Origin of the sequence: Rhodobacter xanthinilyticus (genome assembly GCF_001856665.1) — a bacterium.
Lineage (GTDB): Bacteria > Pseudomonadota > Alphaproteobacteria > Rhodobacterales > Rhodobacteraceae > Rhodobacter > Rhodobacter xanthinilyticus.
On record NZ_CP017781.1, the window covers coordinates 2593848 to 2615000 of the forward strand.

Below are 21153 nucleotides of genomic sequence, written 5' to 3' on the forward strand. Positions count from 1 at the left end.
CTCTTCCCCGAGACCGTCGATGAACAGACAAGGCTTTTTTCACTTTCTCGCCATCGCCAATTCCCGGCTCGCGGCGTCGGCCATTATGAACGATTACTTGCGAAACAGCACGGAGTGAGGCTATGTGGCCATGGCCTGACTTCTGATGCTCAAGTCTGTCTGACATGTCATTCCGTCAATGCACCGCCAATCCCAGTAAATACACCGCCAACCTGGTTGAAAACGAAGGCCCCTGCCTGACGCATCCCGCCGAATAGGGTATTGTTGTCCATCGCCCCGGCCTCACCGGAGAGAAGGCCGACATAGCGGCTATGGGCAGAATCGTTGGTTGTGATATCGGTGATATCCACAATTCGGATCCCGGTCTCTACCGCGAGACGCTGGATAGCCGGATCATGCACGTCGGCAAGTCCTAGCCGCATCCGTCGAGCTGCCAGCCGCGACGAGAGTTTCAGTGCCGGGTCATCTGATGAGACGAGTACCGTGATCGGATGCTTCATCCGGCCCAAGGTCGCCATCTGGGCACGGAAGAGGTCGATATCGATGTCTGGTGCGGCCAGAACCAGCTCGATCCGGTCAAGAACGGCGCCTCGCCCGGCGAGGCGCAGCTGCACCAGCGTCTCCATCGTCAGCCGCGCACCCATGCTATGGGCGAGCACTGGTACAGGTTCGCTACTACGACGGTTCTTCGTCAGGAGCCCGAGCAGATCGGCGAGGGCTGCACGAGAGAAGTCTGAAGCATCGCGGTCGGCAAGATAGGCTCCCGCATTACCTGCCGAGGGCCAGGTGAAGAGCACCGGCGCACCCTCCAGATGGGCATCAACCGAAAGCTGCACGGCCCGATAGAGCGCCTCCTGATAGCGCGTGTTGAATCCGTGGATATAGAGCCCCACGCCCGAGCGCGGCAGTCGCCCGGCAAAACCCTCGCGGCTGAGCTCGGTCTGCTTGCGCACGGTGAAATTCTTCGTGGCATCGCTGGCCCCATCGGGCCATTCGATCCGCCCCGGCTTATGGCCTGGCGGCACCGAGACCTCATATTCCAGCCAGTTCGGGCTGGTGGCGCGGGTTGCACCATAGGCACCGGGCGATTGCGCATCGGGTGCACGAGTTGTCACTGTCAGCACCTGCACGATGCGGGCACCTGCAGGCAGGGCCCCGTCATCGGGAGCCAGAACCTCGGGCCCCGGGCGTGTGTTGCAGGCAGCCAACACGAGAGTCAGAGTAAGCAGCAGGCGACTGAGCATCTTGTATTACCGCAGGAATTTGCGGAATCGTATCAGCGCCAACCAGAACAGCGCCACTCCGATTGCCGCCAGCACCGTGAATTGCGGCCAGACCACATCCAGTCCTGCGCCCCGGAAGAGGATGGCTTGCGAGAGGATGATGAAATGCGTGTTCGGCGCGGCGAGCATGATGGTCTGGATGATCTCGGGCATGGACTCGCGCGGTGTCATCGCACCCGACAGCACTTGCAGCGGCAAGAGTGCCATCATGAGGAGAAGCGCGAATTGCGGCATCGACCCGGCGATGGTGGCAAGGAAAATTCCAAGCCCCGTCATGGCGAAAACCATCAGCACCGCGCCCGCAAGAAACAGCACGACCGAGCCCTGCACCGGAACCGCCATCAGCGCCTGCACCACAACACTTAGCGAAAAGATCGACCCCAGCAGCACCACCAGCCCCATCGACCAGATCTTGGAAAACATGATCTCGGTCGGGGTGACGGGCATGACCAGCAGGTGCTCGACCGTGCCATGTTCCTTTTCGCGGATCAGCGCCGCGCCGGTCAGCACCAGCGACAGCATGGTGATCGACCGGATCACGGCGGAAATCGCGCCGAACCACTTCGGATCCAGCGAGGGATTATACCGCGCGCGGAGCGCCAGATCGACCGGCAGCGCGGTCTCGGCCCGGTAGCCCGCCACATATTCCGAAACCTCGGAGGACACGATCTGCTGGATATAGCCGCCGCCGGTGAAGGCCTGGCTCATCCTTGTCGCGTCGATATTCAGCTGGATCGCCGGGTTTTTTCCGGCCAGCACATCGCGCGCGAAATCCGGTGGGATGTTCAGCGCAAAAGTATCCAGCCCCTGATCCATCCGCCGATCCATCTCGGCCGTCGTGGTCATCTGCGGCTCGACAAAATAGGGCGGATAAAAGGCCGAGGTGATGCGGGCGGAGAGATGCGACTGATCCTCATCCACGATCGAGATCGCGGCATTCGTCAGCGCCTCGGGCGAGACGTTCGCAGAGGTCCAGATCGAGAGCGAAAAGGAATAGACGATCAGCACCAGCATCACCGGATCGCGCCAGAGCCCGCGCAATTCCTTGACGCCCAGATTGAAGGTGTTGCGCAGGTTCATCCGCCCCTCACTTCGCCTGTTTTTCCAGGAAGGCCGCCGCCAGCCCGATAATCACCGGAATGGCGATGCCCATGGCCAGCATCGGCCCGGCCAGTTCCGCCATTCCGAAGGCCTTGGAGAAAGCCCCCCGCGCGGCGGTGATAAACCAGGTCGAGGGGTAGATCTCGCCCAGAACCCGACCAAAACCCGACAGCGAAGAGACCGGGTCGATCAAACCCGAATAGCTGACCGCCGGGATCATCGTCAGCATGGCGGTCGCGAACAGCGCCGCGACCTGACTTGCGATGAAGACCGACACCAGAAAACCAAGCGCCGTGGTCGCGGTGACATAGATCAGCGCCGAAAGGGTAAAGCCCAGAAAACTGCCGTTGAAGGGCACTGCGAAGAATGTGACCGCCATGGCCATCATCAGGAAGAAATTCAGCATGGCCAGCGCGATATAGGGCAGCTGTTTGCCAAGCAGAAATTCCAGCCGCGTCACCGGGGTGACGTAGAAATTGATGATCGAGCCGAGTTCGCGTTCCCGCGCGACCGAGAGTGTCGTCAGGATCGCGGGGATCATCAGCAAAAGCAGCGGGATGATTGCGGGCACCATCGCATTCAGGCTGCGCACATCGGGGTTGTAGCGGTAGCGCGTCACCAGCTCGAAACTGCCGCTGGTGGCTGCATCGCCGTAAAGCTCGCGCGCCTGGCGCAGGATCCAGTCGCCATGCATGCCCTGGACATAGCCCTGCACCGTATTGGCACGGGTGGGGTTGGCGCCATCAAACCAGGCCCCGACCTGAACAGTCCTGCCTGCCGCAATATCGGCGGCGAAACCGGGCGGGATCTCTATCGCCAGCGCCAACTCGCCCGACCGCATCCTCGCGTCGATCTCATCGTAGCTCGTCAGCGGCGGCTGCTCGATGAAATAGCGCGAGCCCGCGATATCGGCGATATAGCTGCGGCTGGTGGTGGACTGGTCACGGTCGAGCACGGCGAAACTCAGATCCTCGACATCCATATTGATGCCCAGCCCGATCACGATCATCAGAAGAAGACTGCCGACCAGCGCCATGGTCAGCCGGATCGGGTCTCGCTGCAGCTGCAGGCTTTCCAGCTGCGAATAGCTGAGCAGCCGCCGCAGGCTGAAGCCGGATTGCGGCGCGGGATGCGCCACCTCGACTGGCGGGGCAGCCGGGGTCTCAGGCGGGGGTGCCGTCTCGCCAATCGCCTCTTCCAGATAGGCGATGAAGGCATCCTCCAGCGTGGCGCAGCCTTTGGTCTTGGTGATGCCCTCGGCGGTATCCGAGACCAGCACCTTGCCCGCATGCATCAGGCTGATGCGGTCGCACCATTCCGCCTCGTTCATGAAATGGGTCGAGACGAAGATCGTCACGCCATCCTTGCGCGACAGTTCCGCCAGAATACGCCAGAAGCCGTTCCTCGCCACCGGGTCGACGCCCGAGGTCGGCTCGTCAAGGATAAGGATCTCGGGCGCGTGGATCATCGCCACCGCCAGCGACAGACGCTGGCGAATGCCCAAGGGCAGCGCCTCGGGCAGGCTGTCGATAACATCGCCCAGATCAAAGCGGGCGATCATCTCGGACACGCGTCCGGGGATCTTCTCCGCAGGCATATTGAAAAGCCGCGCATGCAGCTCAAGGTTCTGCCGCACCGTCAGCTCGGAATAGAGCGAGAAGGCCTGGGACATGAAACCGACCCGACGACGCACGGCAAGGTCACTCGCATCGACCTCATGGCCGAAAAGCTTCGCACGGCCCTCGGTCGGCTCCAAAAGCCCCGTGAGCATTTTCATCGTCGTTGTCTTGCCGCAGCCGTTCGAGCCGAGGAAGCCGAAAATCTCGCCCTTCGGTATGCGGAAGGACACGCTATCGACCGCAACGAAATCACCAAAGCGCTGTGTCAGCCCCTCGGCCTCGATGGCGATCTCGCTGTTACCGCCCGCGCGCGGCGGGATCACCACGGCGCTGTCCTCGCCCCGGTCCTCTTCGGGCAACAACGCGATGAAGGCGGCGTCGAGGTTCTCCGCGCCGGTGCGCGACAAAAGATCCGCCGTGGTGCCGGTCGCCAGCACTCGGCCCGCATTCATCGCGACCAGCCAGTCGAACCGCGCGGCTTCTTCCATATAGGCGGTGGCGGTAATCACGCTCATCTGCGGCCGCGTCACACGGATGCGGTCGATCAGATCCCAGAATTGCCGCCGCGACAGCGGATCAACGCCGGTGGTCGGCTCGTCAAGGATCAGGAAATCCGGATCATGGATCAGCGCACAGCACAGCCCCAGCTTTTGCTTCATGCCGCCCGACAGCTTTGCCGCCGGCCGGGCGCGAAAGGGCGTCATCCCGGTCGCGGCCAGAAGATCGGCGATGCGGCGGTCGCGCTCGGCCTTGTTGTGGCCGAAAAGCGAGCCGAAGAAATCAAGGTTCTCCTCGACCGAAAGCGTCGGATAAAGGTTCTTCCCCAGCCCCTGCGGCATATAGGCGATGCGCGGGCAGACGCGATTGCGATGCGCCACATCGCGCATATCGCCGCCCAGAACCTCGACCTTGCCGTCCTGGATCACCCGCGCACCGGCCAGCAGGGACAAAAGGCTCGACTTCCCGACCCCGTCCGGACCGATCAGCCCGACCATGCGGCCCGAAGGGATTTCCAGCGTCACATCATCCAGCGCCGTGACCTTGCCGTAGCGCAGTGTCAGGCCGGAAACTCCGGCGACAGGACCAGAAGCGGGACCGGTCATTTCACGACATTTGCAAGAAAGTCGGGCCAGGCGGTATTGGGGTCAAGCCGCAGATAAGCCATGCCCGGCAGGCCGGTTTTGACATATTCGATATGGCGGGCCAGCAGCTCCGGATCGATGCGGGCACGAACGCGGAACATCAGCTTCTCGCGCTCATCGGCGGTCTCGACCGTCTTCGGTGTGAACTGCGCCACATCGGCAACGTAGGAGACCGTGGCCGGGATCACCAGCTCCTGCGCTGCATCCATCACGAGGCGTACCTCGGATCCCACCTGCACCCTGCCAACCTGCGAGGTCGGCAGGAAGACCGTCATATAGACATCGCCCAGATCGACAAGGCTGAGGATACGTCCGCCCGAGCCGACGATCTCACCCTCTTGCGCGATACGATACTGGATGCGGCCAGAGCGCGGCGCTTTCAGCGTGGCATCGTCCAGCGTGGCCTGGATCGCATCGATCGAAGCCTTTGCCGCATCTACGGCGGCACCTGCATCAACGACCTGAGCCTCGGCGCTGCTCACCCCGGCCAGCGCCGCTGCATGGCTTGCTTCTGCCGAAGCCACCCCTGCACGGGCCTGGGCGTCACGGGCACGATCATCATCGAGCACCTGCTGCGAAATCGCGTTGGATCTGACCAGCTGCTCAGAGCGCGCCAGCCGCAGTGCGGCGGCTTCGGCAACCGACGCCGCCTGATCAACCGCTGCCAGCGCCGCGCGTTCCTGCGCCTCTGCCTGAGCCACCAGCGCCTTTGCGGTCTCGACACCGATCTCGGCCCGGGCAAGCTGCGCCTCGGACTGGCGTTTCTGCGCGTTCAGCTGAACGACGTCCATCTGAACCAGAACATCGCCGGCCTTGACCAGATCACCCTCAGCTGCATTGATTGCAGCGATCCGCCCGCCGGTCAGTGCCGCGATATCGACCTCCGTTGCCTCGATCCGACCATTGGCACTGGTAAAACCTGTCGGCAGACCCGCAGGCTGCAGCCGGTTCCAGGTCAACCACCCAAGTGCAGCTACAACGGCGAGGCCGCCCAGAATGATGGTGTTCCTGCTCGGTTTTGCCATGACCCGCCTCTGATGATGTGCTGATAGATACGTTGCGTATATTCTTCTGCGGTTTTCACTTTACAGATTGCAGTTGTCAACACTCGCTGACGCTGGAGAAATCCTATATTTTAAATACACATAAGTAAGCTGCCGATTGTTATCAGTCGATAAAACAGCTAAGCATAGCACCCTGATCTGAGCTAGATACGAAATATGTCATCGATCAGGGAACGACCACCAGTTGCATTTGTCAGGCACAGCGAACGAAACGAACAACGTATGCCCAGAACAGCGACATTAGCCAGCGGCACCGGCCGCAATTCGGGCCGCCAAAGTGGCAAAGAACGCATTTCGAATGCAGCGATGCTGCTTTTTGCCCGGATGCCTTATTGCGACACCAGTCTACGCGACATTGCGGCCGCCGCAGAGGTCGATGTGGCCTATGTCCATCGATCCTTCGGCTCCAAGGCAGAGATCTTTCGCCACGCGTTGGCGGCGCTTGATCCCTTGGATGACATCATGGTGGCGACAGATGGCCGCTCCATGATCTCCCGGCTCTGTGATCTGGCTTTCCTTCGCGATCCGCGGATACAGGAAGATGTACGCCCGCTACATCTGCTGATTCAATCCAGTCTCTGCAGCGAAGCGCGTGACATCATTGCGCAATTCATTGACACATCGCTTGCTCTCCCTCTGAGCAAGGCTTTCGGCTTTGAAAATCCGGGGCGAGCACATTTTGCTCTTAGCCTTTTGAGCGGATTTGTGACCCATCGTGCGGTGATGGGACCAGCAAACTTTCCGGGTATTCCCGAAGCAGATCAACGACGAATGCTCGAGACTGCACTGACCAATGCAATGTGTGACACAGACGGGAGAAGCGGTCCTGTCGACAAGTCAGCCGATATTGTATGATTTTGGAATCATAATTTTTAGGGGGCACTTTAACCGATACCTGGGAACTATTCTGTAGAACGGGTAGGGTGCGAGGTTCAATGCAGCTACTTGCCCTTCTGGCCGCCAGGGTCTGCAATTGCGCGTTCCATCTCATGCAATTTGCAAAGCATCTGAAACCGTCCGGTAAGCTGTATATGGGTGAGATTACCGTCCTGGTGCTGAACCCAGGATGCACGGATTGAGAAAGATTGGATGCATCAGCGCGCGGGTCCGCGATGACTGGCCTGATGGGCAGTGCAGACCCGCCGTGTCGGGGTTTGTCGACCCATCAGGTCAGAATCGCGACTCTGGAGGCAGCAGATCACGCGGATCTGGGCTGACCTGCGGGTTCATACGGTCCACTTCCATGCGTTGTCGCGCTCGGCGCGGATTCTGTCGATATGCGTCGCGGGCAGGACAGTGCGGAAGGGAGTGTTGAATGTTGCTGAGAACTGACCCGGGTTTGTCACCGAGAACTGACCCACCTTTCAGTTATGTTCTGTGGGTCATGTTTGGGTCAATGCACTTGCGGCTCCCTTCTTTGGTTTGACGGCTGCGGTGCTGGCCCTGAACCTGAAGCTGTCGTTTCCGGTCTCCAGAATATGGCAGCGATGAGTGAGGCGATCGAGCAGCGCGGTGGTCATTTTCGCATCACCGAAGACTGCGGCCCATTCGGCGAAGCTGAGGTTGGTGGTGATGACGACGCCAGCTTATCACGATGACCCGGCTCATGCCCGTTGAAGCCTTTGACGGCCGCGGCCTTCTCCCTCGTCGCTTCTGCATAGTCGTCGATGACGTTCTCAGGAAAGACACTCCGGGCGCGATCTTTCGGCGGCTTCGTGCGGAAGGCGCCCGGTTCGACGATGGTCGTGGTGATGCCGAACGGCGCCACCTCGTCCGCCAGCGACTCCGCCCACCCCTCCAGCGCGTTGTTGATTTCCACCCAGAACTGAGCCGGCATTTCCATCGAGAAGTGAGCCACCTCTGACTATGGATTTCCGGTCATTCAGTGGTCAAGGCGTGATTGTTCTCCTTCTTTTGGCGCGTTGCGGCGGCTGAACTGGCTTTGAAGCGGAAGCTGTCGTTTCCGGTCTCCAGGATGTGGCAGCGGTGGGTGAGGCGGTCGAGGAGCGCGGTGGTCATCTTGGCATCGCCGAAGACCGTGGCCCATTCGCTGAAGCTGAGGTTCGTGGTGATGACGACGCTGGTGCGTTCGTAAAGCTTGCTCAGCAGATGGAAGAGCAGCGCCCCGCCCGAGGCGCTGAACGGTAGATAGCCCAGTTCATCCAGGATCACGAGATCAAGGCGGGTCAGGCTTTCGGCAAGTTGCCCGGCTTTTCCCTTGGCTTTTTCCTGTTCGAGGGCATTGACCAGTTCGATGGTGGAGAAGAAGCGGACCTTGCGGCGGTGATGCTCGATGGCCTGGATGCCAAGGGCGGTCGCCACATGGGTCTTGCCGGTGCCCGGTCCGCCGATCAGGACCACGTTCTGTGCTCCGTCCATGAACTCGCAACGATGCAGTTGTCGCACCGTGGCTTCGTTGATCTCGCTGGTCGAGAAGTCGAAGCCCGAGAGGTCCTTGTAGGCCGGGAAGCGCGCCGCTTTCATATGGTAGGCGATGGAGCGGACCTCGCGCTCGGCCATCTCGGCTTTCAGCAGTTGGGACAGGATCGGCACGGCCGCTTCGAAAGCCGGCGCAGCCTGTTCGATCAGGTCCGTCACGGCTTGTGCCATGCCATGCATCTTCAGGCTGCGGAGCATGATGACGATGGCGCCACTGGCAGGATCATGACGCATGACGGCCTCCTGCAACGGGGGTGCGCAGGCCGTCATAGCGCTCGACATTGGCCTTGGGCTCGCGATGGAGAACCAGAGCCTGCGGGGTATCGAGCGGCGGCCCGCCAATGAGCTTGCCGTCGACCAGCCGGTGCAACAGGTTCAGCACATGGGTCTTGGTTGCCACGCCCTCGGCCAGGGCCAACTCCACCGCGGTCAGCACGGCCTGTTCGTCGTGCTGAAGAACCAGGGCGAGAATGTCGACCATCTCGCGGTCTCCGCCGGGTTTGCGGAGCATCTGCTCCTGCAGTTGCCGGAAGGCAGGCGGGAACTCGGCAAAGGGCGCGCCATTGCGCAAGGCACCGGGCTTGCGCTGAAGAACAGCAAGATAATGCCGCCAGTCGTAGATCGTCCGCGGCGGCACCTGGTGATTGCGCTGGAACACGCGACCATGCTCGCACAGGATGTTGCCCTCGGCCGCGACAACCAGCCGGTCCGGGTAGATCCGCAGGCTGACGGGGCGATTGGCAAAGGACGACGGCACGCTGTAGCGATTGCGCTCGAAGCTGATCAGGCAGGTGGGCGAGACGCGCTTGCTCAGCTCGATGAAGCCGTCAAAGGCGGGCGGCAACGGCATCAGTGCGGCCCGCTCCGCAGCCCAGACGTCATGGATCGTGCCGGGCAGCGTGCCGTGCGGGGTCTCCTGCCACACCTCCAGGCAACGCTGCTGCAGCCAGGCATTCATCATGTCAAGATCGGGAAAGCCCGGCATCTTCTGCAGGATCTGGCGGCGGGAGTCCTGAACGTTCTTCTCGACCTGTCCCTTCTCCCAGCCTGCGGCAGGATTGCAGAACTCCGGTTCGAAGACATAGTGGTTCGTCATGGCCAGAAAGCGGAGGTTGACCTGCCGCTCCTTGCCTCGGCCGACCCGGTCCACCGCCGTGCGCATGTTATCGTATATGCCGCGCTCGGGCACGCCGCCGAACACACGGAAGCCATGCCAGTGGGCATCGAACAGCATCTCGTGGGTCTGGAGCGGGTAGGCGCGCAACAGGAAGGCCCGGCTGTGGGACAGCTTGATGTGGGCCATCTGAAGCTTGGTGCGATCGTCGGCCAGATGCCCGTAGTCTTCGCTCCAGTCGAACTGGAACGCTTCGCCCGGTCGAAAGGACAGCGGAACAAAGGTGCCGCGTCCCGTGGTCTGCTGTTCGCGCTGGCGATCTGTCCGCCATTGCCGCGCAAACGCTGCAACCCGGCCGTAGGAGCCGGTGAAGCCAAGCTTGACGAGATCGGCATGCATCTGCTTCAGCGTCCGCCGCTGCTTGCGCGACTTGCCGGCTTCTGTCTTCAGCCAGCCGGCCAGCTTCTCGGCGAAAGGATCAAGCTTGCTCGGCCGGTCCGGCGTGGCGAACTTCGGCTCGATCGTGCCCCCCGCCAGGTGCTTGGTAATCGTGTTGCGCGACAGGCCGGTGCGCCGCGCGATCTCGCGGACCGACAGCTTCTGCCGAAAGTGCATGCGTCGGATGATGTTCAAAAGTCCCATGTGGATCACTCCCGTTACCCCCGCCGCTCACCGCTTTGGGGAAAGGTTCACATGGCTCACTTCTCAGTGGAAATTACGCGCCGATCCGGCTCAGTTCTGGGTGGAAATCAACATCCTGGGGTTCGGATACTACCCGCGGTCGGGCTTCATGCACATCGATCTTGGCCCTGCCCGGTCCTGGGGCGATCCCTTCCCGGCGCGAGCGGTGCCGTTTGCCCCGGAACTGCCACCCGCGCGCGAAGTCCTGTCGGACAGCCGCACCCTGCGCGGTGGCGGTGCTGCAGGCGCCGCAACTGTCGGCGCGGCCGGGGTCGAAGTGCTGCAGGACGTTCTTGCCGAAACGCAGACCACGATCCAGCCGCTGGTCCCCTACCTCGACACCCTACGCTGGGTACTGATCGCCATCGCGCTGATTGGCATCGCTGTCACGATCCACGCCCGGCTCGACGACTGGAAACGGGGCCAGCGGTGACCCTTTGGCTCCTCGCCCATGGCCCGGCGCGGAAGGCGCTGGGCCTGATCCTCACCGCGGCAGCGATCCTGCTGTTCCTCCTGAACCTGCGCCGCGCCGGTGAACGCGCCGAGCGCGCGGCCGAACGACTTGAAGCCCGAGAGAGAAACGATGCCATCCACCGCCAGATGCTCGACGCCGCCGCCCGCCGCCCTGCTAATCGTGATGCTCTGGCTGACCGGCTGCGCGATGGCAGGTTCTGATGCCCGTGCGCCATGTCCGCCTGTCGTCGACTACACGGCCGCGGATCAAGCACAGGCGGCCGACGAGGTCGAAGCACTGCCGGAAGGGGCCGTCATCGTCAGGATGCTGGGCGACTACGCCGTGTTGCGCGATCAGGCGCTGGCGTGCAGGTAGGGGCGGATAGCAGACAGTCGATGTTACTTCGTTCTTGCCGGATGCCAGGCCGTCACATCCCTGCAAGTGGCTCGCCGCGCGGGCTTGCGGCATCGAACATTTGGACCGACAGCGCCAATTCCGGTGCAATCCTCCGCAAGCCATCCACCAGCATCCGGCCCGCATCCAGCAAAGCCTCCACTGGCATCGGGTCGAGCCGTTCCAGAACGAACCACATGTCCTGGCTCGCTTCGGTGATCTGTGTGCGCGGACCCTGTCGCCAATTCCAACGACGGCAGGTGACGCCGAGGTCGTCGCGCCAGATGACCTCGGCCGCCTCGGGTGCTTCGATCACGGGCTGGCCTTCGGCCGTCGTATGGAAGGGTTCGTTTCCCCTGGCGAGACATAGGCGCGGTAGGCCCGCGTAGGTGGTGGCGTCCTCTCCGCCAACGGGAATAGCGAAGCGTAGGCTGACGGCGTTGTAGAGATCGACGACCGCGTTGAGCGGGCGCATCGCGCCATCCTTCACGGCGCGCTTGCGAAGGGCTTCGGCCGAGCACGGCGTTTTCTTCGGTTTCGCCCCGAAGGCGCGGTAGGCATCGCGCCATGCGTCCAGATGCGCCTCGGCCCAAGGAAAAGCGTCGAGGGACAGCAGCGCCTCGGCCAGCAGGGCCTCGCTGGTGGCATCGCTCGGGCCGTTGCGTCCTCCGCTCACATGGATGCTGAGGGCCATGAAATCCGGACGCAGGGCGAAGATCTCGGCGTCGATGATGGGGTGGAGTGTCATGTGGTCCTCGGTCCGTTGGGCGGGGGACTTCGTCGCATGCGACGCGCTACGTGTCAACAAAGTGAACCGAGATGGTCGTTGACTGTGGACTTTGAAGGGAAGTATCACATCATAATGACCGAAATAGCACGCCCACCCAGCCCCCCCCGCGCAGACGAACAGGAAGCGGTCCTCGCCGCCACGGTCGCCGCGCGTATCTTCGAACTTCGCAAAGCGAAAAGCCTGTCCTTCGACGCTCTCTCCCAGAAGGCCGGCGTCGCCAAAGGCACGCTGGTCCAGATCGAACAGCAGCGCGGCAATCCGAGCATCTCGACGCTTTGCCGCCTTGCCGCGGCGCTGGATGTTTCGGTGGCTGACCTCGTGGCACCGACCGAGGCGACCGCTCAGGCCGTGACAGTCCTTGGCCGTGACGATGCTCGGCAACTCTGGACGGGCCCATCCGGCGGCACCGCAACACTGCTTGCGGGGACGCAAGGTCCCGACATGCTCGAGATCTGGGACTGGGTCTTGATGCCCGGCGAGAGCTTCGAGGCGGCCGTGCATGGGGCCGGAACGCGGGAGCTGATCCATGTGACCGACGGCACGCTGGCACTGACCGTGGATGGGGCGACCCATCTGGTCTCGGCGGGAGGATCGGCCATCGCGCTGACCGACAGGCCACACGCCTACGCCAACCCCGGCAAGGAGCCGTTGCGCTTCACAATGACCGTCCACGAACCCGCTGCGGAGTAGCCCTCGATGTATCAACCCGAACAGCACCGCGAGGACCGTCTCGACGTCCAGCACGACCTGATCGAAACCCACCCCTTCGGCCTGTTGATCTCGCACGACCGCGAAGGCCTTCAGGCGAATGGCTTGCCGTTCCTGCTGCAACGCTCCATCGGACCGTTCGGCCGGTTGCAGGCCCATATTGCCCGCGCCAACTCGCAGTGGCGCGAGCTCGACGGGGCGGAGGTGCTGGTCGTCTTCCAAGGCCCGCTGAATTACGTGACGCCCGCCTTCTACGAGACAAAACGCGAGACTGGGAAGGTCGTGCCGACCTGGAACTATGCGATGGTTCAGGCGCGCGGCACGGCGCGGGTGCGGGCGGATACCGAGTGGCTCGACACGCAGATTTCCGCGCTGACCGACCGGCACGAGGCCGACAGGCCCGAGCCCTGGCACGTCTCCGACGCGCCGCGCACCTATATCGAGGCGCAGCTGCGGGGCATCGTCGGGATCGAGATCGACATCCAGCGCCTCGAAGGCAAGTGGAAGGTCAGCCAGAACCGGCCCGAAGGTGATCGCAAGGGGGTGGCCGCAGGACTGGCCGAGGCGCATCCGGAAATGGCAGCGCTCGTCCGGCGCTACGGCAGGATCGGAGAAGGGGCATGAAGATCGAAACCATGGCTGTCCACGCTGGCGAAGCGGTGGACCCGACGACCCGCGCTTCCTCCCCGAACCTCGTCATGTCCGCGACCTTCCTGCCCCGCGAACTGACCGGCTTCTCGGCCTTGGACGAGGACGAGAGCGCAGGATACATCTATGCCCGCTCGGGCAATCCGACGGTGCGGCAGCTCGAAGAGAAACTCGCAGCACTGGAAGGGGCCGAGGATGCACGCTGCTTCGCCTCGGGTATCGCTGCGACCCATGCGGTGATCATGGGGCGTCTCAGCGCGGGCGATCATGCGATCTTCCCGGAAAACGCCTATTCCGGCACGGCAGAGTTCATCCGCAACAGCCTGCCGCGCTTCGGCATCAATACGAGCTTCGTGGACACGACCGATGCGGACGCGGTCGCCGCCGCGATCACCCCCGCGACCCGCATGCTCTGGCTCGAGACGCCCTGCAATCCGACGCTCCAACTCGCCGATATCGCGCTTCTTGCCGATCTTGCCCATGCGCGTGGCCTGCGCGATGTGGTTGTCGATGGCACCTTCGCCTCGCCCATCGGCACACGGCCGTTGGCGCTCGGCGCGGATTTCGTGGTGCACTCGCTGACCAAATACATCTCGGGCCATGGTGATGCGATGGGCGGCGCTGTGCTGGGTCGCAAGGCCGATCTCGATGCGCTGAACCTCGAAGCTGCGGTGCATTTCGGCGGCGTCCTGTCGCCCTTCAACGCCTGGCTCATCATGCGCGGAGCCGAGACATTGCCGATCCGGATGCGTGCCCATCAATACAACGCAATGGTGGTCGCAAAATGGCTCGAGTTGCACCCTGCCGTGTCCCGCGTGTTCTACCCCGGCCTGCCCTCGCACCCCCAGCACGACCTTGCCCGCAGGCAGATGGCGAACTTCTCCGGCATGATTGCCTTCCAGACGCATCAAGACGGGTCCGAGATCGCCCGCCGGATGGTGAGCGACCTGCAACACGTGCATTTCGCCGTCTCGCTCGGCCATCTCCGCAGCCTGATCTACTGGATCGGCACTGACGACATCCTGCAATCGACCTATCAGCACCCTCCCGAGGCCGAGGCGCGGTTCCGTGCGCTTACGGGGCGGGGCATCTTCCGCCTGTCGGTCGGGCTGGTGGAAACGGCGGTGCAAAATTAGGCCACGGTAGCGGCGGGATCGTCTCGCTGCGGGCGGAGTAAAATCCTGCCACTTTTCCCTTCTTGCGGCAGCAGGGAGGGTGGGGAGATTTATACCGTGGAACTTTACAAGAAGGTTCGCTTGGCGTGTGCCGAGGGCATGAGCGCGCGGGCGGCGGCGAAGCATTTCAACATTTCGCGCGGGACGGTTGAGAAGATGTTGGCCTTCTCGGTGCCGCCTGGCTACCGGCGGGACAAGCCGATCAGGCGGCCGAAGCTGGACGGGTTCACCGAGTTCATTGACGCCTGGCTTGAAGCCGACAAGGCGGTGCATCGCAAGCAGCGTCATACGGCCAAGCGGATATGGGAACGGCTTCAGGCCGAGCATGGCTTCACCGGCGGCTATACGATCGTCAAGGATTACGTGCGTGAGCGTGAGCGGCGGACACGGGAGATGTTCGTGCCACTGGCCCATCCGCCGGGCCATGCTCAGGCCGATTTTGGCGAAGCGGTCGTCGTCATCGCCGGTGTCGAGCAGAAGGCGCATTTCTTTGTCATCGACCTGCCGCACAGCGATGCCTATTTCGTCCGGGCCTATCCGGCGGCGACGGCGGAGGCCTGGATAGACGGGCATGTCCGCGCCTTTGCCTTCTTCGGCGGGGTGCCGCAGTCGGTGCTCTACGATAACGACCGCTGCCTGGTCTCGAAGATCCAGCCAGATGGCACGCGCATCCGCGCCACGCTGTTCAGCGGCTTGCAGTCGCATTACCTGTTTCGGGATCGCTATGGTCGGCCCGGGAAGGGGAACGACAAGGGCGCTGTCGAGGGGATGGTCGGCTACGCCCGCCGCAACCACATGGTGCCGATCCCCCACTTTGCCAGTTGGGACGCCTTCAACGCCGACCTTGAAGGGCAGTGCTGCGCACGCCTCACGCGCATTCTTCGGGGTCACAAGGAGACGATCGGCGAGAGGCTGCAGCGCGATCTGGCGGCGATGCGCCCATTGCCTACTGCCCCGTTCGACGCCTGCGACCAAGCGAGCGGCAGGGTCAGCTCGCAGTCGCTCGTGCGCTATGACACCAACGATTACTCGGTCCCGGTCGCCTATGGCCATCAGGATGTCTGGATCCGCGGCTATGTCGATGAGGTCGTGATCGGCTGTCGCGGGGAGGTGATCGCCCGACACCCGCGCTGTTACGATCGCGAGGACATGATCTTCGACCCGGTTCACTACCTCCCGCTGATCGAGCGCAAGATCAATGCCTTGGACCAGGCTGCGCCTCTGGCGGAATGGGACCTGCCCGAAGAGTTCCAGACTTTGCGCCGCCTGATGGAGGCGCGCATGCTCAAGATGGGGCGCCGCGAGTATGTGCAGGTGCTGCGGCTGCTTGAGACCTTTGGCATGGATGACCTGCATGCCGCCGTGAAGAAGGCCCTGAAGCTGGGCGCGGTCGGCTTTGACGCCGTGAAGCACCTCGTGCTTTGCCAGGTCGAGAAGCGCCCCCCAAGGCTTGATCTCGATGTCTACCCCTACCTGCCGCGGGCGAACGTCGAGACGACGCGTGCGGCCAGCTACATGGCCTTGATGTCGGAGGCGGCGGAATGAGCGAGGCTCCGAAGATCCTGCTTGCCCACCATCTGAAGACGCTGAAGCTGCCCACCTTCCTGCGGGAACACGAGAAGGTTGCGCGCCAATGCGCCGCCGAAGGGTTGGACCATGTCCAATTCCTGTCGCGCCTCGTTGAACTGGAACTCATTGACCGCGAGCGGCGGATGGTCGAGCGCCGCATCAAGGCTGCGAAGTTCCCGGCCACCAAAAGCCTCGACAGCTTCGACTTCAAGGCGATCCCGAAGCTGAACAAGATGCAGGTGCTGGAACTGGCGCGCTGCGAATGGATCGAACGGCGTGAGAACGTGATCGCCCTTGGCCCCAGCGGAACCGGCAAGACCCACATTGCCTTGGGCCTCGGGTTGGCGGCCTGCCAGAAGGGCATGTCTGTCAGCTTCACCACCGCCGCCGCGCTGGTCAACGAGCTGATGGAGGCGCGAGACGAACGTCGGCTGCTGCGCGTCCAGAAGCAGATGGCTGCCGTCAAGCTGCTGATCATCGACGAGCTCGGGTTCGTGCCCCTGTCAAAGACCGGCGCCGAGCTGCTTTTTGAGATGATCTCCCAGCGCTACGAGCGCGGTGCCACGCTGATCACCAGCAATCTGCCCTTCGATGAATGGACCGAGACCTTCGGCACCGAGCGGCTGACCGGCGCGCTCCTCGACCGGTTGACCCACCACGTCAACATCCTCGAGATGAACGGCGAAAGCTATCGCCTCGCGCAAAGTCGCGCGCGCAAGACCGGCGACAACACCTGATCCAAAGTATCAGACTTGGACCTGACGGTCCAAGGCGGCCAGTCACCCGCAAGCTATATGGAGAGCGCGGCTGACTGGCCGCCGCCCATCAGCCGCGTCTCGCGCAAACCCAAAGTGGCCCAATTTTGCGCCGCCCCGTGGCCCAATTTTACTCCGCCGTTGACAGGCTGGAACACCCCGACGACATCTGCGCCGATCTGGCCCGCTGCCTGTGACCGGAGCGCTGAAGATGACCGAAACTCTCCCCCTGACCGACCGCAGCCGCCTCCGCCGTATGCATGACCTCGGCAGGTTCGACGTCGCCACCATCCACGCCATCCTCGATGCCCAACCGCTCTGCACCGTGGCCTACGTCCGCGACGGCAAGCCCTACCTCACCCCGACGCTGCAATGGCGCGAGGGGGATCGGGTCTACTGGCACGGCTCTTCCGCCAGCCACGCCCTGCGCGCAGGGAAGGGGCAGGATGTCTGTATGAACGTGACGATCCTCGACGGCTTCGTCCTCGCCCGTTCCGGCTTCAACCATTCGGTCAATACGCGCTCCGTCACGCTGTTCGGCATTGCCGAGGTGGTGCCAGAGGAGGAAAAGGCCGCGCACCTCACCGCGATGATCGAGGGCCTCTGGCCGGGCCGCAGCGCGCTCTTGCGTCCGATGTTGCCGCAGGAGGTGAAGGCTACAACGATCCTCTCGCTGCCCATCACCGAAGGCAGCGCCAAGATCCGATCTGGCCCGCCCACGGACGAACCCGACGACTACGATCTGCCGATCTGGGCCGGTGTCTTGCCCGCATCTGTCACGCTGGGTGCTCCCATCGCCGACCCACGCAACAAGGATGGTGCCGATACGCCGGACCATGCAAAGGGAGTTGCTCGCATAGCCGGGCAAGCCTGAGCGCGACCGGCGGTTTTATTTACCTGAACGTCCGCTTTGGGCCGAGAGAAGTCGTTGCAGCGCGACGGGCCAATGGCCGCGCCTGGCGTCAGGTCCCCGACTTATCAAGCTCATGCGGAGATTAGCGTCCATATTCTCCGCAAGTTCTGCGTCGCTTAGTCTTGCATATGCGGAGAATGCAGCCCACAATCGCCGCACCTAGCGCGGAGAATATGATGTACATCTGGGAGCAACCAGACTGGCCAAGGCTGACCTGGCAGGATGGCAGCATCGCCGCGCCCCTAGCTGCCGTGCGTCACGACCAGGGGCGACTGATCGGCCGGATGGAAGCGCTGGGCTTCAAGCTGCGCGAAGAGGCGGTCCTTCAGACGCTGACCCAGGATGTCGTCAAGACGAGCGAGATCGAGGGCGAGCAGCTGGACGCCACACAGGTGCGGTCATCCCTCGCGCGAAGGCTTGGCATAGACATCGGCGCCCTGCCCCCCACAGATCGCAATGTGGAAGGCATCGTCGAGGTGATGCTGGACGCGACGCGGAACTATCAGGCCGCGCTTACAGCCGAGCGCCTTTTCGGGTGGCATGCGGCGTTGTTCCCGACCGGCCGCAGCGGCATGACGAAGATCATCGTCGGGGACTGGCGCGATGACAGTACCGGCCCGATGCAGGTAGTGTCTGGGCCCTACGGCCGAGAGAAGGTTCATTACTCGGCGCCCCCGGCTCCGCGGGTCGCGGCGGAGATGGAAGCCTTTCTCGCCTGGTTCAACGCGCCCTTGACCACCGATCCGGTGGTCAAGGCGGCACTGGCACATTTTTGGTTCGTCACGATCCACCCCTTCGAGGACGGCAATGGCCGCATCGCTCGCGCCATCGCCGACCTGGCACTTGCCCGGTCGGAGGGGAGCTCGCAGCGGTTCTACAGCATGTCCGCGCAGATCCGGACCGAGCGGAACGCCTATTACGACCAGCTTGAGCGCACCCAGAAGGGTGCCACGGACGTGACGTCGTGGATCCTATGGTTCCTCGACTGCCTCGGCAGAGCCATCCACGGCGCAGATGGCGTTCTGGCGGCGGTGGTCGCCAAGGGACAGTTCTGGGAGCGCGCTGCGGCGCTGGCGCTGAACGAACGCCAGATCAAGGTACTGAACCGCCTTCTCGACGGGTTCGAAGGCAAGATGACATCATCGAAGTGGGCGGTGATTGCCAAGTGCTCACAGGACACGGCGAACCGTGACATCGCGGCACTGCTGGACCTCGGGCTGCTGCGGAAAGGCGATGGTGGCGGCCGCAGCACGCATTATGAGCTGGTGCTGTGACGCCGATGGCCACGATTGTCTGCCCCCTCGAAGGGGGGCTCGCAAAACGTTGACCAGGTGTTGACAAGAATTTGGAATCGCGAAAGCCGAGGGTTATGCTCGGCTTTGAAGTCTTTGATACTATTGGATATTCTGGTTGCGGGGGCAGGATTTGAACCTGCGACCTTCAGGTTATGAGCCTGACGAGCTACCGGGCTGCTCCACCCCGCGCCGGGTGTATATTGCCCCGAGGGCTTTATGGGCTGACGGGGTATTTTTTGTTATCGTTCTGAGAGATTGGCTTCTTTCTAGGTTTGGCGGTGACCTACTCTCCCACGTCTTGAGACGCAGTACCATTGGCGTGTTGGCCCTTAACGGCCGAGTTCGGGATGGGATCGGGTGTTTAGCCAGCGCTATGACCACCAAACCGAGGAAGAAGCCTGTCCAAGTCTTGTATGTAACCAGTGTATACTTGCTTTTGATCGTGAGCCTTGCTGCTACTGGATCAAATCAAGCCAATCGGGCAATTAGTACCGGTCAACTGAATGCATTGCTGCACTTACATCTCCGGCCTATCGACGTGGTGGTCTTCCACGGCCCTCAAGGGATACCTAGTTTTGAAGGGGGCTTCACGCTTAGATGCCTTCAGCGTTTATCCTGTCCGCTCATAGCTACCCAGCACTACCGTTGGCACGATAACTGGTCCACCAGTGGAGCGTTCACCCCGGTCCTCTCGTACTAGGGGCAACTCTTCTCAAGTATCCTACACCCACGGCAGATAGGGACCGAACTGTCTCACGACGTTCTAAACCCAGCTCACGTACCTCTTTAAATGGCGAACAGCCATACCCTTGGGACCTGCTCCAGCCCCAGGATGAGATGAGCCGACATCGAGGTGCCAAACGATGCCGTCGATATGGACTCTTGGGCATCATCAGCCTGTTATCCCCAGAGTACCTTTTATCCGTTGAGCGATGGCCCTCCCACTTGGGACCACCGGATCACTATGGCCGACTTTCGTCTCTGCTCGTCTTGTCAGACTTGCAGTCAGGCTGGCTTCTGCCATTGCACTCAACGACCGATTTCCGACCGGTCTGAGCCAACCTTCGCGCGCCTCCGTTACGATTTGGGAGGCGACCGCCCCAGTCAAACTCCCCACCATGCAGGGTCCCGGACCCGGATAACGGGCCGCGGTTAGACATCAAGAGTGCGAAGGGTGGTATCTCAAGGGAGGCTCCACGGGAACTGGCGTCCCCGCTTCAAAGCCCACCACCTATCCTGCACATCACAATCCTGATGCCAATGCAAAGCTAGAGTAAAGGTTCATGGGGTCTTTCCGTCTAACCGCGGGTAGTGTGCATCTTGACACACAGTTCAATTTCGCTGAGTCCACGTTTGAGACAGCGGGGAGATCGTTACGCCATTCGTGCAGGTCGGAACTTACCCGACAAGGAATTTCGCTACCTTAGGACCGTTATAGTTACGGCCGCCGTTTACTGGGGCTTCAATTCGGAGCTTGCACCCCTCCTTTTAACCTTCCAGCACCGGGCAGGCGTCAGACTGTATACGTCGCCTTACGGCTTCGCACAGCCCTGTGTTTTAAGTAAACAGTCGCCACCCCCTAGTTTGTGCCCCCCACCGATACTTGCGTACCAATGGGGCCTCCTTCTCGCGAACTTACGGAGGCATTTTGCCGAGTTCCTTAAACGTGGTTCTCTCAAGCGCCTTGGTATACTCTACCTGTCCACCTGTGTCGGTTTAGGGTACGGTCTTATGGAGGGTTATTTCCAGGGACCTCTAAGCAGCCCGTTCAATCCGATAAGAACGAACTACCCTCGAGATCCGTCACATCCTCCTGGCCCAGGAATATTAACCTGGTTCCCATCGACTACGCCTTTCGGCCTCGCCTTAGGGGCCGGCTTACCCTGCTCAGATTAGCTTTAAGCAGGAACCCTTGGACTTTCGGCGAGAGGGTCTCTCACCCTCTTTGTCGCTACTCATGTCAACATTCTCACTTCTGATCACTCCACCGGATGCCTTACAGCCCGGCTT

Annotated in this window: 17 protein-coding genes, 1 tRNA gene, 2 rRNA genes and 2 pseudogenes (1 of these 22 cut by a window edge); 10 read left to right on the plus strand and 12 right to left on the minus strand. The window is 62.1% G+C overall.

The window, feature by feature from the left end:
- Positions 1 to 167: 167 nt before the first annotated feature.
- From LPB142_RS12610 to LPB142_RS12625, 4 genes are all read right to left on the minus strand, one after another.
- Positions 168 to 1130, minus strand: coding sequence for an alpha/beta hydrolase (locus tag LPB142_RS12610; RefSeq protein WP_198037833.1), 963 nt, complete (start codon positions 1128 to 1130; stop codon positions 168 to 170).
- Positions 1131 to 1250: 120 nt separating this feature from the next.
- Entirely contained in the window at positions 1251 to 2363 is a 1113-nt protein-coding gene (locus LPB142_RS12615) for an ABC transporter permease (protein WP_071166595.1), read from the minus strand.
- Between the two features lie 7 nt (positions 2364 to 2370).
- On the minus strand, positions 2371 to 5106 hold the full coding sequence (rbbA, locus tag LPB142_RS12620) for a ribosome-associated ATPase/putative transporter RbbA (RefSeq protein ID WP_071166596.1): 2736 nt from the start codon (positions 5104 to 5106) through the stop codon (positions 2371 to 2373).
- A complete protein-coding gene (locus LPB142_RS12625) occupies positions 5103 to 6170 on the minus strand; it encodes an HlyD family secretion protein (protein ID WP_036700979.1) in 1068 nt (355 codons plus the stop codon). Before LPB142_RS12625 ends, rbbA begins: the two co-directional genes overlap by 4 nt.
- A 345-nt stretch (positions 6171 to 6515) precedes the next feature.
- Between LPB142_RS12625 and LPB142_RS18510 the strand changes: the two genes are divergently transcribed.
- Positions 6516 to 7064 (plus strand): TetR/AcrR family transcriptional regulator, encoded by a 549-nt coding sequence (locus LPB142_RS18510; protein ID WP_197058938.1) that lies wholly within the window; start codon positions 6516 to 6518, stop codon positions 7062 to 7064.
- A gap of 527 nt (positions 7065 to 7591) precedes the next feature.
- Here the strand turns inward: LPB142_RS18510 and LPB142_RS18515 are convergent.
- From LPB142_RS18515 to istA (LPB142_RS12640), 4 genes and pseudogenes are all read right to left on the minus strand, one after another.
- A pseudogene (locus LPB142_RS18515) lies at positions 7592 to 7789 on the minus strand (ATP-binding protein); the annotation flags it as partial.
- Complete coding sequence (locus LPB142_RS12630) at positions 7726 to 8052, minus strand: Rossmann-fold NAD(P)-binding domain-containing protein (protein WP_071166597.1); 327 nt, start codon at positions 8050 to 8052, stop codon at positions 7726 to 7728. The pseudogene LPB142_RS18515 and the gene LPB142_RS12630, both read right to left, overlap by 64 nt.
- A 35-nt stretch (positions 8053 to 8087) precedes the next feature.
- Entirely contained in the window at positions 8088 to 8882 is a 795-nt protein-coding gene (istB, locus tag LPB142_RS12635; protein WP_071166598.1) for an IS21-like element helper ATPase IstB, read from the minus strand.
- On the minus strand, positions 8872 to 10404 hold the full coding sequence (gene istA / locus LPB142_RS12640; protein WP_071166599.1) for an IS21 family transposase: 1533 nt from the start codon (positions 10402 to 10404) through the stop codon (positions 8872 to 8874). Before istA (LPB142_RS12640) ends, istB (LPB142_RS12635) begins: the two co-directional genes overlap by 11 nt.
- Before the next feature lie 109 nt (positions 10405 to 10513).
- Between istA (LPB142_RS12640) and LPB142_RS12645 the strand changes: the two are divergent.
- Together LPB142_RS12645 and LPB142_RS12650 are read left to right on the plus strand one after the other, a co-directional pair.
- Positions 10514 to 10876, plus strand: a pseudogene (locus tag LPB142_RS12645) (YcbK family protein); the annotation flags it as partial.
- Positions 10873 to 11118, plus strand: a complete 246-nt coding sequence (locus tag LPB142_RS12650) for a hypothetical protein (RefSeq protein ID WP_071166600.1) — start codon at positions 10873 to 10875, stop codon at positions 11116 to 11118. The pseudogene LPB142_RS12645 and the gene LPB142_RS12650, both read left to right, overlap by 4 nt.
- 206 nt (positions 11119 to 11324) lie before the next feature.
- Here LPB142_RS12650 and LPB142_RS12660 read toward each other — a convergent pair whose 3' ends face one another.
- Positions 11325 to 12038 carry a B3/B4 domain-containing protein gene (locus LPB142_RS12660; protein ID WP_071167252.1) on the minus strand — a complete coding sequence of 238 codons (714 nt, stop codon included), beginning with the start codon at positions 12036 to 12038 and terminating at the stop codon, positions 11325 to 11327.
- Between the two features lie 114 nt (positions 12039 to 12152).
- On the opposite strand from LPB142_RS12660, the gene LPB142_RS12665 reads away from it, so the two are divergent.
- The 7 genes from LPB142_RS12665 to LPB142_RS12695 all read left to right on the plus strand — a co-directional run bounded on the left by LPB142_RS12665 (position 12153) and on the right by LPB142_RS12695 (position 19122).
- Complete coding sequence (locus tag LPB142_RS12665; RefSeq protein ID WP_071166602.1) at positions 12153 to 12770, plus strand: XRE family transcriptional regulator; 618 nt, start codon at positions 12153 to 12155, stop codon at positions 12768 to 12770.
- A gap of 6 nt (positions 12771 to 12776) precedes the next feature.
- Positions 12777 to 13412: an FMN-binding negative transcriptional regulator gene (locus LPB142_RS12670; protein ID WP_071166603.1), complete on the plus strand. Its 636-nt coding sequence runs from the start codon at positions 12777 to 12779 to the stop codon at positions 13410 to 13412.
- Complete coding sequence (locus tag LPB142_RS12675; protein ID WP_071166604.1) at positions 13409 to 14572, plus strand: trans-sulfuration enzyme family protein; 1164 nt, start codon at positions 13409 to 13411, stop codon at positions 14570 to 14572. The genes LPB142_RS12670 and LPB142_RS12675 overlap by 4 nt, the downstream gene beginning before the upstream one ends.
- Before the next feature lie 96 nt (positions 14573 to 14668).
- A complete protein-coding gene (istA, locus tag LPB142_RS12680; protein WP_071165182.1) occupies positions 14669 to 16156 on the plus strand; it encodes an IS21 family transposase in 1488 nt (495 codons plus the stop codon).
- The gene (gene istB / locus LPB142_RS12685) at positions 16153 to 16917 is read left to right on the plus strand and encodes an IS21-like element helper ATPase IstB (RefSeq protein WP_071165181.1); all 765 of its coding nucleotides are present in this window, start codon (positions 16153 to 16155) and stop codon (positions 16915 to 16917) included. Before istA (LPB142_RS12680) ends, istB (LPB142_RS12685) begins: the two co-directional genes overlap by 4 nt.
- A 229-nt stretch (positions 16918 to 17146) precedes the next feature.
- On the plus strand, positions 17147 to 17809 hold the full coding sequence (locus LPB142_RS12690) for a pyridoxamine 5'-phosphate oxidase family protein (protein WP_155065522.1): 663 nt from the start codon (positions 17147 to 17149) through the stop codon (positions 17807 to 17809).
- 215 nt (positions 17810 to 18024) lie between these two features.
- Complete coding sequence (locus LPB142_RS12695) at positions 18025 to 19122, plus strand: Fic family protein (protein WP_036702666.1); 1098 nt, start codon at positions 18025 to 18027, stop codon at positions 19120 to 19122.
- 133 nt (positions 19123 to 19255) lie between these two features.
- Here LPB142_RS12695 and LPB142_RS12700 read toward each other — a convergent pair.
- From LPB142_RS12700 to LPB142_RS12710, 3 genes are all read right to left on the minus strand, one after another.
- A tRNA-Met gene (locus LPB142_RS12700) sits at positions 19256 to 19332 on the minus strand.
- 81 nt (positions 19333 to 19413) lie between these two features.
- Positions 19414 to 19528, minus strand: a 5S ribosomal RNA gene (gene rrf / locus LPB142_RS12705).
- A gap of 79 nt (positions 19529 to 19607) precedes the next feature.
- Positions 19608 to 21153: ribosomal RNA gene (locus tag LPB142_RS12710) — 23S ribosomal RNA — on the minus strand; it runs 1283 nt beyond the window's last position.